The sequence below is a fragment of the Corallococcus sp. AB030 genome, from assembly GCF_003668965.1.
Taxonomy (GTDB): Bacteria; Myxococcota; Myxococcia; order Myxococcales; family Myxococcaceae; genus Corallococcus; species Corallococcus exiguus.
The window spans coordinates 21,618-37,306 of record NZ_RAWQ01000089.1; the positions used below are offsets into that span (position 1 = coordinate 21,618).

Genomic DNA, 15,689 nt, shown 5'->3' on the forward strand with positions numbered 1-15,689 from the left:
TCCCCGCCTGTCAGGGGGACGGGCCGGGCGTGTTCTCCAGGTTCACGGGTGGTGGTGGCACGACTTCCCCGGCCGGGGGGGCGGCACCACGTTTACCCGGCCCCGGGGACCGCCCCCGGGCGGAACTCCAGGGCCAATGGCCCCTGGGGGCCGGGGAGGCAGGCCGTGGAACGCACCGAAGAGACAGCGGGTCTTCGAGCCCGGCGCACGGGTTCACGGTGGGGAGCCGTGCTGGCCGTTGTCTGGTTGGCTGGCGCATGCGGACAGCGCTCCGAGGAGGCCGCCGCGCCCACCGCGCCGACGGTGGTGTCGCTGGGACCGGAGAACGTGGTGCGCGTGGAGCCCCAGAAGCTGGAGAACGGTCCCGTCATCTCCGGGACGCTCCAGGCTCGGCGGCTGGCCAGCGTCCGCGCGGAGGTGGGGGGCAGCATCCTGGACGTGATGGCGGACCAGGGCCAGGCGGTGAAGGAGGGGCAGCCCCTTGCGCGCGTGGAGGAACACACGCTGCGCGAGCAGGTGCTGGCGGCCAGCTCCAGCCTGCGCGTGGCGCGCAATGCCTTGCAGGTGGCGAAGACGGATGAGCAGCGCAATCAAACCCTGGTCAAACAGGGCGTCATCACCCGCCGCGACTTCGAACGCGCGCAGCTCACGCGGACGCAGGCGGAGGGACAGCTGGCGCAGGCGCAGGCGCAGCTGAAGCTGGCGCAGGACCAGCTGGCGCGCACGAAGGTCTCCGCGCCCTTCACGGGCGTGGTGAGCGAGCGGCAGGTGAACGCGGGCGACATCGTCCAGCCGGGCGCGCCTCTCTTCGTCGTGGTGGACCCCGCGACGTTGCGGCTGGAGGCCTCCGTGCCCGCGGCGCAGCTGGGCCAGGTGAAGGTCGGAACGCCCGTGGACTTCCGCGTGAACGGCTACGAGGACCGCGCCTTCAAGGGGGAGGTGGAGCGCATCAACCCGGCGGTGGACCCCGCCACGGGCCAGGTGCGCATCTACGTGGGCATCCCCAACAACGAGCAGACGCTCCTGTCCGGCCTGTTCGCGCTGGGGCGCGTGGCGTCCCAGTCGAAAGAGGCGCTGGCCGTGCCGGTGGACGCGCTCGACACGCGCCAGGAGCCGCCCACCGTGCAGCGCATCTCCAACGGCAAGGTGGAGGAGGTGGCGGTGACGCTGGGCCTGCGGGATGACGTGGCGCAGGCCGTGGAGGTTCGCTCGGGGTTGAAGGCTGGGGACGTGGTGCTGCTCGGCTCCGCGCGCGACCTGACCAACGGCACGCCCGTGAAGCTCACCGCCGCGCCGCAAGGGCCGAAGAAGCAGCGGCCGGTTTCTCCACCGGAAGCCCAGCAGGGCGTGGGCGGCGCGGGCAACGCGTCCGGCGGCAGTGGCCCCGCTCAGGCTCCGGCCGCGGCCGGGACTCCCACGCCTCCTGCCCAGGCACCCGCGAAGTAACGCCAGACGTCTCCACCTCTTGAAGCACCGCAGGAGTCGTCCGTGTTCATCTCCGACTTCGCCATCAAGCGCCCCATCGTCACCATCACGGCGATGGTGGCGCTCGTCGTGTTCGGCATCGTGGCGCTCTTCAACCTGGAGACGGACGAGTTCCCGGACGTTCAGCAGCCGGTCATCAACGTCACCATCGCGTACCCAGGGGCTTCACCCGACACGGTGGAACGCGAGATTGTCGAGCCCATCGAGGACGCCATCTTCGCCATCTCCGGTGTGGACGGGAAGAAGACCACGTCCAGCTCCACGGACAGCCTGGCGAACTTCACGGTCTTCTTCGACTTCGAGAAGGACATCCAGGAGGCGTCCCAGGACATCCGCGACGCCATCTCCAGCAAGCGCGCGGACCTGCCGCAGGAGATGGAGGAGCCCATCCTCACGCGCTTCGACCCGGCGGACCAACCCATCGTGTCGCTGGTGCTGACGTCGGACGCGCTGGACGTGCCCGCGCTGTCGCTCATCGCGGATCCGCTGGTGGTGGGGGATTTGCGCTCGGTGCCGGGCGTGGCGCAGGCCACGGTGGTGGGCGGCGTGGACCGGGAGATGACGGTGCAGGTGCGGCCCGCGGCGCTCCAGGCGGCGGGCCTGTCGGTGGCGCAGGTGGTGGCGGCGCTCCAGGCGCAGAACCTGGCGGCGCCGGTGGGCCGGCTCAACACCGAATTGCAGGAGCGCACCATCCGGCTCAAGGGCCGCCTGGAGACGCCGGAGGACTTCGCGCAGGTGCCCATCGCGGAGCGCAACGGGCGCACGCTGCGGCTGGGCGAAGTGGCGGACGTGTTCGCCGGCACCGAGGAGCCGCGCACCCTGTCGCTCTACAACGGCGCGCAGGCGGTGGGCATCGAGGTCATCAAGTCCAAGGGCCACAGCACCACGGAGGTCGCGGACGGCGTGCGCGAGCGGGTGAAGATGCTCCAGCAGCGGCTGCCCGCCAACGCGAAGCTGGAAATCGTCCGCGACGCGGGCACGCGCGTGGAGAACTCCGTCATCAACGTGCAGCAGGCGCTGATTGAAGGCGCGCTGCTCACGGTGCTGGTGGTGTTCCTGTTCCTCAACTCATGGCGCTCCACGGTGATTACGGGCCTGGCGCTGCCCGTGTCCGTGCTGGCGTCGTTCGTGAGCGTGTGGGCGTTCGGCTTCACGCTCAACACGATGTCGCTGCTGGGCCTGACGCTGGCCATCGGCATCCTCATCGACGACGCCATCGTGGTGCGCGAGAACATCGTGCGGCACGTGGAGATGGGGAAGGACCACTACACGGCGTCGCGCGAGGGCACGAACGAGATTGGCCTCGCGGTGGCCGCGACGACGTTCTCCATCGTGGCGGTGTTCGTCCCGGTGGCGTTCATGTACGGCGTGGCGGGGCAGTGGTTCAAGCCGTTCGCGCTCACCATCGCGTGCTCGGTGCTGGTGTCGCTGTTCGTGAGCTTCTCGCTGGACCCCATGCTCAGCGCGTACTGGCCGGACCCGCAGGTGGAGAAGGGCGAGCGGCGCAACTTCATCTCGCGCGGGCTGGAGCGCTTCAATCACTGGTTCGACCGGCAGGCGGACCGCTACAAGGGCGTCATCGCGTGGGCGCTGGACCACCGGCTCGCGATGGTGTTGCTGGCGGTGGGTTCGCTGGTGGGCGCGGTGGCGCTGCAAGGCGTCTTCGGCGGCGCGGGCTTCGTGCCGGTGAGCGACCGCGCGGAGATTGAGATGCTGGTGGAGACGCCCGCAGGCTCCAGCCTGGACTACACGCGGCGCAAGGTGGAGGAGGTATCCCGCCTCACGCGCCAGCATCCGGAGGTCGCGTACACGTACACGACCATCGGTGTGCCGTTGCCGCTGCGCTCGCCGGGTGTGGACCAGGCGCTGGTGTACGTGCGGCTCAAGCCGAAGACGGAGCGCAAGGCGAGCCAGGAGGTGCTGGGCAAGACGCTGCGTCAGGAGTTGCTCGCGGTGGGCGGCGCGAACGTGTCGGTGTTCACCAGCGGCTTTGGCGGGGCCATCAAGTCCATCCAGCTGGAGCTGCGTGGGCCAGAGTCCAAGGGGCTCAACCAGCTGGCGCAGCAGGTGATGAAGGAGGTGAAGCAGGTGCCGGGCGCGGTGGACGTGGGGCTGTCCACTCGCGGCGAGAAGCCGGAGCTGGAGGTGGAGCTGAACCGCGGTGTCGCGGGCCAGCTCAACGTGACGGTGGGCCAGGTGGCGCAGTCGCTGCGGCCGGCCTTCGCGGGCCTGGACTCCGGCGACTGGGTGGACCCCATTGGCGAGACGCGCGACGTGATGGTGCGCCTGGCGCCCCAGTTCCGGGAGAACCCATCGCAGCTGTCGCAGCTGCCACTGGTGGTGGGCACCAGCGCCACGGGCGCGCCGGTGGTGGTTCCACTGGGACAGGTGGCGTCGGTGAAGCAGACGGTGGGCCCGGCGCAGATTGACCACCTGAACCGCGAGAAGGTCATCAACGTGCAAGCGAACGTGGCGGGACGGTCGCTGTCGGAGGTGATGAACGGCATCCAGACGCGGCTCGAGGCGGTGAAGGTACCGCCGGGCTACGAGGTGTCCACGGGCGGCGAGTCCGCGGATCAACAGGAGGTGTTCGGCCGGGTGTTCCTGGCGCTGGGTGTGGCGGTGATGTTGATGTACCTCATCCTCGTCATCCAGTTCGGTTCGTTCATTGATCCACTGGCCATCCTGGTGTCGCTGCCACTGTCCTTGATTGGCGTGGTGCTGGCGCTGGTGGTGACAGGGGACACGCTGAACATCATGAGCCTCATCGGCGTCATCCTGCTGATGGGCATCGTCGCGAAGAACGCCATCCTGCTCATCGACTTCGCCAAGTGGCAGCACGAGAAGGGCATGCCCTTGCGCGAGGCGCTGATTGAAGCGGGACGCATCCGCTTGCGGCCCATCATCATGACGACCTTCGCGCTCATCGCGGGCATGGTGCCGGTGGCGCTGGGACACGGTGAGGGTGGCGACTTCCGGGCGCCGCTGGGCCGCGCGGTGATTGGCGGCGTCATCACGTCCACGCTGCTCACGCTGCTGGTGATTCCGACGGTGTATGAAATCCTGACGGACGGTCGCGCGTGGATGACGGGGAAGCTGCGCCGGGTGTTCAAAGCGCGCGGCCAGGCCCACGGGCCAGCGCACGGTGGCGGCGAGCCCCGGCCCCACCCGCAGGCCCGGCAGGAGTGACGCGGAGAAGATGCTCGTGTCACCCTCAAGGAACGGTTGGCGCATCGCGCGGAGGGCCATAGGGTCGGGAGTGTGGAGCTCCTGTCCCCGCTGCCCGATTCGCACCGCTCGCTCGTCACCGAAGCCCTGGAGGCACTGGGCGTCACCCGCTGGGTCCTGAGCATCCATGACCCCAGCTTCCCCGGCCTCCCCGGAGAGGACCTGGGGCGCGGCTCTCCGTACTCCGAGGGCGCCGCGCGCTTCCTCGCCTTTGCTCGGGACCTGGGCTTCACCGGCATCCAGCTGGGGCCGCAGGGACAGACCACCGCGTACAACCCGTCGCCGTATGACGGCACGTTGTTCTCGCGCAACACACTGAACGTGGCGCTCGCTCCGCTCACGGATCCGCATGGACCCTGGGGCGCACTGCTGTCCGCGGACACCCTGGCGCGGCTCGTCTCCGAAGTACCCGAGGACGTGGGTCCGGAGGCCCGGTACTCCTTCGCGTGCCGGGGCCAGGCGCTGGCGCTCCAGGAGGCGTGGGACACCTTCCGGCGCACCCGGGAGCCAGGGCTGGTTCGTCGCTTCGCGGACTTCCGCCTGGAGCAGCGGGAGTGGCTGGAGCGGGATGCGCTCTTCGACGTGCTCGCCGCTCGGCATCACACGCCGGATGACTGGCGCGGTTGGGCGGACTCGTTGGATGGGCGCCTGTTCGCGCCGCGTGCTGGCGAAGAGGCGCAGGCGGAGGCGCGCATCCGGGAGTTGCTCACCGTCGAAGCCGATGCGGTGGAGCAGTACGCCTTCCGCCAGTTCCTCGTGTACGAGCAGCATGGGCTGCTGCGGGTGCGCGCGGGGGCCTGGGGACTCAAGCTGTACGGGGACCTCCAGATTGGTTTCTCGCCTCGGGACACGTGGGCGCGGCAGGGGCTGTTCCTGGGCGCGTACCTCATGGGGGCTCCGCCCAGCCGCACCAACCCGGAGGGCCAGCCGTGGAACTACCCGGTGCTGGATCCGGAGCAGTACGTCGCTCCGGACGGTTCGGGCCCCGGGCCGGTGCTTCGCTACATGGACTCGCGGCTGGGCAAGATGCTCTCCGAGTACGACGGGCTGCGCATCGACCATCCGCACGGGCTCGTGTGCCCTTGGGTGTACCGCGCGGGCTCGGCGGATCCGCTGCGCGCGGTGCAGGGTGGGGCGCGCCTGTTCTCCTCGCCGGACCTGCCGGACCACCCGGCGCTGGCGCGGTACTCCATCGTGGCTTCGGCGCAGCTGGACCGCTCGGTGCCGCGTTACGCGGATGGGTGGGTGAAGGGGCTCACGGAGGAGCAGGTGGCCCGGTACGCCATCCTCTTCGACTCCGTGGTGCGCACGGCGCGGGCGCATGGCCGGGCCCGAGAGGACGTGCTGTGCGAGGTGCTGAGCACGCTGCCGTATGAGCTGTCACGGGTGATGGCCCGCGATGGTCTGGGCCGCTTCCGCGTCACGCAGAAGGCGGACCTGAACAACCCGGCGGACGTGTACCGCAGCGAGAACGTGGCCCCCGAGGACTGGGTGATGGTGGGCAACCACGACACGAAGTCACTCTGGCGGCTGGTCTCCGAATGGCAGTGGAGGCACGTGCTGCGCGCCCAGGCAGACTACCTCGCGGAGCGGCTGCATCCCGATGCGGAGGGGCGTGAGGCCTTCGCGCGTCAGTTGGCGGAGGACCCGGGGCTGCTCGCGCAGGCGAAGTTCGCGGACCTGTTCGCCAGCCGTGCGCGCAGCGTGATGGTGTTCTTCGCGGACCTGCTGGGCATGCCGGACACGTACAACGCCCCGGGCTCCGTGGACGCGCGCAACTGGTCGCTGCGCATCCCGACGGACTGGGCCGAGCACTACCAGCAGCGGCTGCGAGTGGGGGCCGCGCTCAACCTGCCGCAGGTGCTCGCCATGGCGCTGCGCGCGGGCGGAGCCGAGGCCCGAGCCCGTCACGCGGAGTTGCTGACCCGGCTGGACGGCGCCGCGGCCCGACTGCGAAGCGGCGTGCGGTGAGTCGCACCCCGACGGGGACGCGCGGCTCGAACCTGTCCGACAGTCGGACAGGTTTTTCAGGTGATGCGCCGCATGTCGAAGCGTGACTGGAGCTTCCACTGCCCGTCGGCTTCCTGGACCTCCCCGCCCCAGGTGAAGCGGTCCGGGCCGATGTCGGAGAAGCTCCAGCGGATGGGCTTCCCGTGGTGCTCGCCCAGCAGGACGAGCCGGTCCCCATCCCGTCCTCCAGACAACCGGTTGATGGCGCCACCCGTGGGACTGATCCAGGTGATCTGCCACTTGCCTCCAGCCTGGTCGAACGTGCGCACCGTGGTGCCGTAGCGCTTGTTCGCACCGGGACCTGACTGCGCGGGGGCGTGCCGCGACGGCACGATGAACACGTCCTGCAGGGCCCGTCCGTCCAACACCCAGTGGAACCACCACTCGCCCTGGCTCTGGCGGACGCTCCCGTCCGGGTCATGGTCCTGGATGGTCCCGGCCCATCCTCCCACCAACCAGCCGAAGGTGGCCGCCGTGTCGCCCAGTTCGCTCGAAGGGCCTGGGCTCACCAGTGCCTCCACGAACGCCTGCGTCGAGGACACAGGGGTGGCGGGCCCTTCCGCGAGCCTGCGCCAGATGCCTGCGTACTCGATGGGCAGCCCGTCCGTGTCCACGTCCAGCATGGCGTTGAAGCCACTCTCCAGGCTTTCGTAGCGGTAGCGCGTGGGACCCGCGCGTGTGTAGCCCTGCCGTGCAGGCACGACCTCCAGCGCGGGAAACTTCACCCACGCCGCGCGGATCTCCGCGCTGGCGCCTTCGCCCAGTCGCAGCCGGTTGATGGGCAGCGCATTGGTGGAGGGGCTCAGGCCCAGGTCCACATCGGTGCAGCCCTTCAGCGCCTCCGCGACCCGGCCGTCCTTCCGCCAGTGGCCCTCTCCGTCATGCTCCAACGTGAGCGTCCGGTGCTCGCCGCGCCACGATTGCGTCACGCTCACCCGGCGCGTGCGCCACGCACTGTCACAGACGACCGAATACTCCGCCCTCAGCGGTGACCCCTGCTCCGCGACGAGAATCAAGCCGGAGAGCTCCGTGCCCTCCTTCCCGCGCCTCACGCGGGCATGCTCGAATCCCAGGTCATCCATCACGCGCCGCCAGATGAGCTCCCGCGTGACTGCCGTTGCCTCCATCGCCATGATTCGGTCACCCCGTTGGATATGCGGGGCAGGATGGAAGGACGGACCTTGGCCGACTTGGGGAAAGTGGACCTGACCACGGTGCGCCGGCTGGCCTCCGGGGACGGATGGCGCGTGAGCGAGATCGTCTGTCGCTCCGGTCCCAGGGACCCTGTCTTCGAGGAACAGCACACCTGGGTGTCCGTCTCCGCCGTCCTGTCGGGGAGCTTCACCTACCGCTCCCGGAATGGACGCGTGCTGCTGACGCCCGGCTCACTGCTGCTCGGGGAACAGCACACGTCCTTCTGCTGCGGCCACGAGCACGGCGTGGGTGACCGCTGCATCGCGTTCCACTTCAAACCCGAGCTCATGGAAGAGGTGGCCAGGGACCTGTCGGGCGTGACGCGCACGGACTTTCCCAAGCACCGGCTGCCTCCCCTCCAACGGCTCGCACCGCTCATCGCGGACGTCCAGGCGCTGGCCGAGCAGCCGGGCTCGCGCGGCGCGGAGGAAATGGCGCTGCGGATGGCGGGCGCGGCGCTGAGCGGCATCCACGAGGGCTCCGCCCGCCCCATCACCGCCACCGAGGAGCGCCGCATGGCGGAGGCGCTCCGGTTGATGGAGGCCCGGCTCGTGGAGCCCCTCTCCCTGGGCGTGCTCGCGCAAGAGCTGGGCATGGGCCGCCACCCCTTCCTGCGCACCTTCCGCAAGGTGGTGGGAGAGAGCCCCTACAGCTACATCCTCGGCCGTCGCCTGACACTCGCCGCTGAACGCTTGCGGACGGACCGTGAGCGCATCGCGGACGTCGCCTTCGCGTGTGGCTTTGGCGACCTGTCTGAATTTATCCGCCGCTTCCGTACCCGCTTCGGCGTCACGCCTTCCTCCTACCGCGCCCGTGCTCGACCCGGGTCAGCAAGGACAGACGTCGCGCACGACCCGACTTGAGCGGTCGCTGTCACCCGCAGCAGGCTTCACTTCACACAGAGCGGGACTCCGCACTCTCCTTGGAAATCATCGTTCTCGATGCTATCGGGTCTGCGCAATTCTTCATCCGTGTGAGGCAGGGACCGCGTGGCGAATCATCGTGAGTGGGAGTTCGGGGCGCATCGCGCGTACTTCGAGGCGCCGGACCTGTTGGTGATGAAGTTCAACGGGCCCTCGAAGATGGAGGACTCGAAGAAGGTGCTGGAAATCTGTCAGGAGGTTTCGAAGAACGGACCGGTGTTCGTCATCTCCGACGTGTCCAACTCCAGCATCGAGAAGGACTCGCGCGAGCTGCTGGTCGCGCAGGCGAAGGCCGAGTGGTTCCGTGGCCACGTCTACCTGGGCACGGGCCCGCTCCAGCGCGCGGGCGCGAAGGCGCTGATGCTCGCCCTGTACTTCACCGGCAAGTGGACGGTGGACGTGGACTTCGCCGACTCGGAGAAGGACGCGCGCGACCTCATCGCGAAGAAGCGCGCCCAGCCGCCCAAGAAGTAGCCGCCTCCCTTGCGCCTCAGTGCTGGACGTCCAGCACGAGGCGCGTGGGGTCCTTCAGCTCCAGCACGCGGAACGGGGCGCGGCGCGCGGTGCCCAGCACCCACGTCACCTCGCCCTCGAAGTCGCACACGCGCTCCAGGCCCAGCAGGGTCGGTAGCGCGGGCTTGAGCGAGCGCTGCGCCACCGTGGCCTGCCCCTGGTCGTCGTGCGCCCGCGCCAGCGTGAAGCGCACCTCCAGCGCGGCCTGTCCCGGCGTCTTCACGTCGTCGCCGGAGCCGCACTGCTGCACCGGCGTCTTCACGTACCCCAGCTGGTAGCCCGGCAGGCGCGGCCCGTCGAACTCGAACACCGTGCGGTCGTAGTCCGCGTGCGTCCCCGTGCGCACCGAGCGCAGCGTGATGGACGGGGGCTCGCCGCGCGGCCTCTCCACCGTCGCCGTCGTCCACGCCGCGTCCGCCGCGCTCCCGGAGTCCGGCGCTGCCTCCGCCGTGGACGCCGGCTTGCCCGCGTCTTCCTTCACGTCCAGCACCTGGTGCACCACCGGGGCGGTGGCGGCCGGGCCCTCGCGCGGCAGGGTGTTGGCGGGCGGATTCGCGGCCGGTACGTCCATGGGGACGGTCTGGGGCTCCTGCTTCTGGCAGCCCTGGCCCAGCAGTCCCACCGCCACTCCCAGCACGTACATTCCCAGTCGCAGACGCATCCGATTCCTCCCGTCAAACCCCGTCAGCCGGGGACTTCCCGAGTCCTCGCACACCGCGTGCCCCAGGACCATGGAAGATGCGCCTTCCCGGCGCCGTTGCGTATAGGGTCCGCCGGGCCGCGGCCCCCCGGCCCCCCTTCGTGCACTGGAGAGATCCGCACCATGGCCATTGACCTGACCTCCCTCCCGCGTCCCTCTCGCGATGACACCACCGTGAGCACCATGGTGCGTGGGCTCGTGGGCAGTGAAATCCTCCGCATCGCCGCGGAGATTCGCGAGCTCGTGGCCAAGGGCAACAAGGTGTGCAACCTCACCGTGGGGGACTTCAACCCGAAGGAGTTCCCCATCCCGGACGGCCTGCGCGACCAGATTGGCGCCGCGCTCCAGGGCGGTGAGACGAACTACCCGCCGTCCGACGGTGTGCTGGAGCTGCGCCAGGCCGTGCAGCGCTTCTACGAGCGCTCCCTGGGTCTGAAGTACCCGCTGGAGGGCATCACCATCGCGGGCGGCGCGCGGCCCGTCATCTACGCCATCTTCCGCGCGGTGCTCGACCCGGGCGACGTCGTCGTCTACCCGGTGCCGTCGTGGAACAACAACCACTACGCCCACATGCTGGGCGCGAAGAGCGTGGTGGTGACCACCGAGGCATCGGCGGGCTTCATGCCCACGCTGGCGCAGCTGGAGCCGCACCTGTCGTCCGCGCGCCTGCTCTGCCTGTGCAGCCCGCTCAACCCCACCGGCACCATGCTGGACCCGGAGGCCCTGCGCGCCATCTGCCAGCGCATCGTCGAGGAGAACCGCGCGCGCGAGGGCCGCGGCCAGAAGCCTCTCATCCTGATGTACGACCACATCTACTGGGTGCTGAACTTCGGCAAGAAGCACGTCACGCCCGTGGAGCTGGTGCCGGAGATGGCGCCGTACACCGTGTTCGTGGACGGCATCAGCAAGGCCTTCGCCGCCACCGGCGTGCGCGTGGGCTGGGGCGTGGGCGCGCCCACCATCATCTCCCGCATGCGCGACGTGCTGGGCCACGTGGGCGCCTGGGCCCCCAAGGCCGAACAGGTCGCCACCGCGCGCTACCTGGACGACGTCCCCGCCACCGAGTCCTTCCTGACGACGATGCGCCAGCGCGTCGACCAGCGCCTGGAGGCCCTCTACAAGGGCTTTCAGCGCATGAAGGACGCGGGCCTGCCGGTGGACGCCATCGCGCCGCAGGGCGCCATCTACCTCACCGTGCGCTTCGACGTGGTGGGCAAGGACGGCCTCGCCACCAACGACGCCATCCGCAAGCGCCTGCTGGAGAAGGCCCGCTTCGCCGTGGTGCCCTTCCAGGCGTTCGGCCTGGCGGAGGACACCGGCTGGTTCCGCCTCTCCGTGGGCGCCACCTCCGTCGCCGAAATCGAGGAGGCGATGCCTCGCGTGGAGGCCACCGTGCGTGAAATCCTCACGGCCCGGTAGCCACTTTCCTCCACAGGCTGGCAGACAGGGAATAGCCTGCCAGCCGTGGCGTTGAGGGCGCCGCCATCATGCTCAAGCGCTTCGTGGACGTCCGTGACGAGGAGGTAGGCGCGGTCCTCGGGGCGTTCGTCTACTTCTTCACGCTGATGTGCGGCTACGCCATCCTGCGGCCCATCCGCAACGAGATGGGCACCGCCGGGGACGTGAAGCACCTGCCCTGGCTCTTCACCGTCACCTTCGTCGTGATGCTGCTGGCGGTGCCGGCCTTCTCCGCGCTGGTGGCTCGCTACCCCCGGCGGGTGGTGGTGCCGCGCGTCTACCGCTTCTTCCTCCTCAACCTGCTGGTCTTCTTCGCGCTGCTCAAATGGGGCGTGGCGAAGGAGTCCGTGGCGCGCGCCTTCTATGTCTGGCTGAGCGTCTACAACCTGTTCGTCGTCTCCATCTTCTGGAGCTTCATGGCGGACGTGTTCGCCAGCGACCAGGGCAAGCGGCTCTTCGGCTTCATCGCCGCGGGTGGCACCACGGGGATGATTGTCGGCCCGTTCCTGGTGGGCAGACTTGCGGAGCCGGTGGGGCCGGTGAACCTCATCCTCGTGTCCGCGGTGATGCTGGAGGTGAGCGCGCAGTGCGTGCGCCGCCTGGGCCACTGGGCCAGGGACGTGCAGCACCAGCCCGCCACGCGCGAGGGGCCGGTGGGCGGCGGGATGCTCGCGGGCTTGAGGCTCCTGGTGACGTCGCCGTTCCTGCTCGCGCTGGGGATGCAGGTGCTGCTGTACGCGGCGACCTCCACGTTCCTGTACTACCAGGAGGTGCAGTTGGTCGCGTCCCTGGCGAAGGACGCGGCGTCGCGCACGGCGGCGTTCGCGGACATCGACTTCTGGGTGCAGGTGCTGACGCTGGCCATCCAGACGCTCGTCACCGGGCGGGTCATCTCGCGTCTGGGATTGGGCGTGGCCATGGCGGTGGCGCCGGTGCTCACGCTGGTGGGCTTTGGGGTGCTCGCGTTCGCGCCGGTGCTGACGGTGCTCATCGCCGTGAAGTCGCTGCGGGGCGCGAGTCATTACGCGCTGGAGCGTCCGTCGCGCGAAATCCTGTTCACCACGGTGGACCGCGAGGCCCGCTACAAGTCCAAGAGCTTCATCGACACGGTGGTGTACCGCGGCAGTGACACGCTGAGCGCGTGGCTGCAGGGCGGGCTCACCGCGTTGGGCCTGGGCATGACGGGCCTGTCGCTGGCGGCCGTGCCCGTGGCCGCGCTGTGGCTCGCGGTGGCCCTGTACCTGGCGCGTCAGCAGCGCACGCGCGCCGCTGAAACCCTTCCGCAGACAAGCCTTCCTGGAGGAACCACGGCATGAAGCTGACCCGAAGAGGCGTGATTCAAGCAGCGGCCGCGCTGGGCGCGGTCCAGGTGTTGGGCTGTGCGTCGTCCCCCAAGGCGGGCCCAGGCTCGGCGTCTGATGACAAGGACACCGCCCCGGGCAAGCCCCTGAACATCCTCATCCTGGGCGGCACCCGGTTCCTGGGCCCCGCGCTGGTGCAGGTGGCGCAGGCGCGCGGCCACACGCTCACGCTCTTCAACCGTGGCAAGACCAACCCGGGCCTGTTCCCGGACGTGGAGAAGCTCCAGGGCGACCGAGACCCCAACAAGGGCGAGGGCCTGAAGGCGCTGGCGGGCCGCAAGTGGGACGCGGTCATCGACACGTCCGGCTACGTGCCGCGCCTCGTGAAGGCGTCCGCGGAGCTGCTCGCGCCCAACGTGGAGCAGTACGTCTTCATCTCCAGCGTCTCCGTCTACAAGGAGATGACGAAGAAGGACCTCAACGAGTCCGACGCCGTGGCCACCCTCGCGGACGAGACCACGGAGGAGGTGGGCGAGGAGAGCTACGGCCCGCTCAAGGCGCTCTGCGAGAAGGCCGCGGAGACGGCGCTGCCCGGCCGCACGCTCAACATCCGCCCCGGCCTCATCGTGGGGCCGGATGACGGCTCCGACCGCTTCACCTACTGGCCGCTGCGCGTGGCGAAGGGCGGCGAGGTGCTGGCCCCCGGCGACGGCGAGGACCCGGTACAGGTCATCGACGCGCGCGACCTGGCCGCGTTCATCATCCGGAACGTGGAGCGCCGCAGCATGGGCATCTTCAACGTCACCGGCCCGGTCCAGCCCATGAAGATGAAGGGCATGCTGGAGACCCTGCGCGAGGCGACCGGGAGCGACGCGCGCTTCACCTGGGTGGACAGCGCGTTCCTGGAACAGCACAAGGTGACGGCCTTCGGGGACATGCCCGCGTGGGTGCCGCGCACCGGGCCGGAGAGCGGCGTCGGCGCGGTGAGCATCGCCAAGGCCACGCAGGCGGGGCTCGTCACCCGGTCGCTCGCGGACACCGTGCGCGACACGCTGACCTGGTTCCACACGCTGCCGGCGGACCGTCAGGAGAAGCTGCGCGCGGGCCTGCCCGCCGAGCGTGAGAAGGAAGTGCTCTCCGCCTGGCACCAGTCGAAGGGCACCGCCAAGGCGGGCTGATCCACCGCGTCCGGATTCCAGGTGCCTGGCCGTGGAGCGGCCGGGCATCCGTTCCCGAGCCGCCAGGCAGCCAAGGCACAGCGGATGCTGGCCGGGCGCGTCATGCGTCCGCACCTTGTCCGCCATGGAACGCGTTCGGGACAGCATGCATCACGTGGTCATCGTGGGGGCGGGCTTCGGCGGGCTTCAGGCCGCGAAGGCTCTGGGCAAGGCTCGCGACGTGCGGGTGACGGTGGTGGACCGCTACAACCACCACCTCTTCCAGCCGCTGCTGTACCAGGTGGCGACGGCGGTGCTGAACCCGTCGGACATCTCCGCGCCCATCCGCACCGTGCTGCACTCGCGCAACACGGAGGTGCTGCTGGCGGATGCGAAGTCGGTGGACACGCACCGCAAGGTGCTCGTCGTGGAGGGCGGGGAGATTCCCTACGACTCGCTGGTGCTGGCCACGGGCGCGTCTCACTCGTACTTCAAGCACCCGGAGTGGGCGGACGTGGCACCCGGCCTGAAGACGCTGGAGGACGCGGTGCGCATCCGCGAGCGCGTGCTGGCGGCCTTCGAGGCCGCGGAGCGCGAGTCCGACCCTGTCCGCCAGCGTCAGTGGATGACCTTCGTCATCATCGGCGCGGGGCCCACGGGCGTGGAGCTGGCGGGGGCGCTCTCGTACATGACGCGGCATGCGATGCCGAAGGACTTCCGGCGCATCGACACGCGCGAGGCGAGAGTGGTGTTGCTGGAGGGCCTGCCGCGCGTGCTGAACACCTATCCGGAGGAGCTGTCGGAGCGGGCGAAGCGCGACCTGGAGGAGCTGCACGTCGACGTGCGCACCGGGGCCATGGTGACGGACATCGACGCGGAGAGCGTCACGTTCGGGAACGAGCGCATCGCCACGCGCACGGTGTTGTGGGGGGCGGGCGTGGCGGCGTCGCCGCTGGTGCGCTCGCTGGAGGTGCCACTGGACCGCGCGGGGCGGGTGCAGGTGACGCCGCTGCTCACTGCGCCGGGCTTGAATGACGTGTATGTGATTGGCGACGTGGCGGCGGTGGAGCAGCGCGGCAAGCCGGTGCCGGGCATCGCGCCGGCGGCGATGCAGATGGGGCGGCACGTGGCGAAGACCATCCGCTGCCGCCTGGCGAACAAGCCGCTGCGCGCGTTCCGCTACCACGACAAGGGCAGCTTCGCGGTGATTGGCCGCGGCTACGCGGTGGGGTTGCTCTTCGACAAGTGGCGCATGTCGGGGTTTCCCGCGTGGTGCGTCTGGGCGGGCGTGCACATCGCCTACCTCATCGGCTTCCGCAACCGCGCCTCCGTGATGCTGAACTGGGGCTACACCTTCTTCACCAAGGGCGGCCGGGACATGCGGCTCATCACCGGCAACGTGCTGAAGCGCATGCCCGCCCTGGCGGTGTCCCTCCAGGCGCCCGCCGTGTCTCCTGCGCCTCCCGCGCGTCCGGAGCTCCCGGCGTCGCGGCCCGCACCGGTGCACTGAGGCAAGAAGACCTGGGACGTGGTGCGCAAGTCGCCCCGGTGCCTGCTGGCGCCGGGGCGATTTCCGTTTTGATCGGGGCCGTCCTTGCCTCCGGTCCGTCCTGCGAGGCCCCCTGGTGGGGAAGCGGGCGTGACGGAGCGGGACAGGGGGCCCCTGGCCATGTCAGCCTGCCGCGATAGGGATGGGTAGGGACGCGCACGGTGGGGGGCC

Annotated in this window: 11 protein-coding genes; 9 read left to right on the forward strand and 2 right to left on the reverse strand. The window is 69.7% G+C overall.

Going from position 1 to position 15,689, the window contains the following annotated elements:
- The first annotated feature begins 165 nt into the window (after nt 1-165).
- From D7Y15_RS21410 to D7Y15_RS21420, 3 genes are all read left to right on the forward strand, one after another.
- A complete protein-coding gene (locus D7Y15_RS21410; RefSeq protein ID WP_121753756.1) occupies nt 166-1,446 on the forward strand; it encodes an efflux RND transporter periplasmic adaptor subunit in 1,281 nt (426 codons plus the stop codon).
- 42 nt (nt 1,447-1,488) lie between these two features.
- Nucleotides 1,489-4,674: an efflux RND transporter permease subunit gene (locus tag D7Y15_RS21415; protein ID WP_121753757.1), complete on the forward strand. Its 3,186-nt coding sequence runs from the start codon at nt 1,489-1,491 to the stop codon at nt 4,672-4,674.
- 72 nt (nt 4,675-4,746) lie between these two features.
- Nucleotides 4,747-6,684, forward strand: a complete 1,938-nt coding sequence (locus D7Y15_RS21420) for a 4-alpha-glucanotransferase (protein ID WP_199745961.1) — start codon at nt 4,747-4,749, stop codon at nt 6,682-6,684.
- Between the two features lie 56 nt (nt 6,685-6,740).
- On the opposite strand, the gene D7Y15_RS21425 is transcribed toward D7Y15_RS21420, so the two are convergent.
- The gene (locus D7Y15_RS21425) at nt 6,741-7,856 is read right to left on the reverse strand and encodes a putative glycolipid-binding domain-containing protein (protein WP_121753758.1); all 1,116 of its coding nucleotides are present in this window, start codon (nt 7,854-7,856) and stop codon (nt 6,741-6,743) included.
- Between the two features lie 48 nt (nt 7,857-7,904).
- Between D7Y15_RS21425 and D7Y15_RS21430 the strand changes: the two genes are divergently transcribed.
- Entirely contained in the window at nt 7,905-8,780 is an 876-nt protein-coding gene (locus D7Y15_RS21430) for an AraC family transcriptional regulator (RefSeq protein ID WP_158624376.1), read from the forward strand.
- 126 nt (nt 8,781-8,906) lie between these two features.
- Nucleotides 8,907-9,314: a hypothetical protein gene (locus D7Y15_RS21435; protein WP_120576184.1), complete on the forward strand. Its 408-nt coding sequence runs from the start codon at nt 8,907-8,909 to the stop codon at nt 9,312-9,314.
- Nucleotides 9,315-9,330: 16 nt separating this feature from the next.
- On the opposite strand, the gene D7Y15_RS21440 is transcribed toward D7Y15_RS21435, so the two are convergent.
- Nucleotides 9,331-10,014 (reverse strand): hypothetical protein, encoded by a 684-nt coding sequence (locus D7Y15_RS21440; RefSeq protein ID WP_233596803.1) that lies wholly within the window; start codon nt 10,012-10,014, stop codon nt 9,331-9,333.
- Nucleotides 10,015-10,176: 162 nt separating this feature from the next.
- Here D7Y15_RS21440 and D7Y15_RS21445 point away from each other — a divergent pair, with 162 nt between their 5' ends.
- The 4 genes from D7Y15_RS21445 (at nt 10,177) to D7Y15_RS21460 (ending at nt 15,479) form a co-directional block, all read left to right on the forward strand.
- A complete protein-coding gene (locus D7Y15_RS21445; protein WP_120576182.1) occupies nt 10,177-11,472 on the forward strand; it encodes a pyridoxal phosphate-dependent aminotransferase in 1,296 nt (431 codons plus the stop codon).
- A 68-nt stretch (nt 11,473-11,540) separates the two neighbouring features.
- Nucleotides 11,541-12,827 carry an NTP/NDP exchange transporter gene (locus tag D7Y15_RS21450; protein WP_120576181.1) on the forward strand — a complete coding sequence of 429 codons (1,287 nt, stop codon included), beginning with the start codon at nt 11,541-11,543 and terminating at the stop codon, nt 12,825-12,827.
- Nucleotides 12,824-13,990: an NAD-dependent epimerase/dehydratase family protein gene (locus tag D7Y15_RS21455; protein WP_120576180.1), complete on the forward strand. Its 1,167-nt coding sequence runs from the start codon at nt 12,824-12,826 to the stop codon at nt 13,988-13,990. The genes D7Y15_RS21450 and D7Y15_RS21455 overlap by 4 nt, the downstream gene beginning before the upstream one ends.
- 145 nt (nt 13,991-14,135) lie before the next feature.
- Nucleotides 14,136-15,479 carry an NAD(P)/FAD-dependent oxidoreductase gene (locus D7Y15_RS21460; RefSeq protein ID WP_199745962.1) on the forward strand — a complete coding sequence of 448 codons (1,344 nt, stop codon included), beginning with the start codon at nt 14,136-14,138 and terminating at the stop codon, nt 15,477-15,479.
- Nucleotides 15,480-15,689: the final 210 nt, after the last annotated feature.

Bases quoted from the DNA above. Each gene is read 5' to 3' on its own strand.
- D7Y15_RS21450 (WP_120576181.1), top strand. From the start codon at position 11,541: ATGCTCAAGCGCTTCGTGGACGTCCGTGACGAGGAGGTAGGCGCGGTC.
- D7Y15_RS21445 (WP_120576182.1), top strand. From the start codon at position 10,177: ATGGCCATTGACCTGACCTCCCTCCCGCGTCCCTCTCGCGATGACACC.
- D7Y15_RS21440 (WP_233596803.1), bottom strand. From the start codon at position 10,014: ATGCGTCTGCGACTGGGAATGTACGTGCTGGGAGTGGCGGTGGGACTG.
- D7Y15_RS21460 (WP_199745962.1), top strand. From the start codon at position 14,136: ATGCATCACGTGGTCATCGTGGGGGCGGGCTTCGGCGGGCTTCAGGCC.
- D7Y15_RS21455 (WP_120576180.1), top strand. From the start codon at position 12,824: ATGAAGCTGACCCGAAGAGGCGTGATTCAAGCAGCGGCCGCGCTGGGC.
- D7Y15_RS21425 (WP_121753758.1), bottom strand. From the start codon at position 7,856: ATGGCGATGGAGGCAACGGCAGTCACGCGGGAGCTCATCTGGCGGCGC.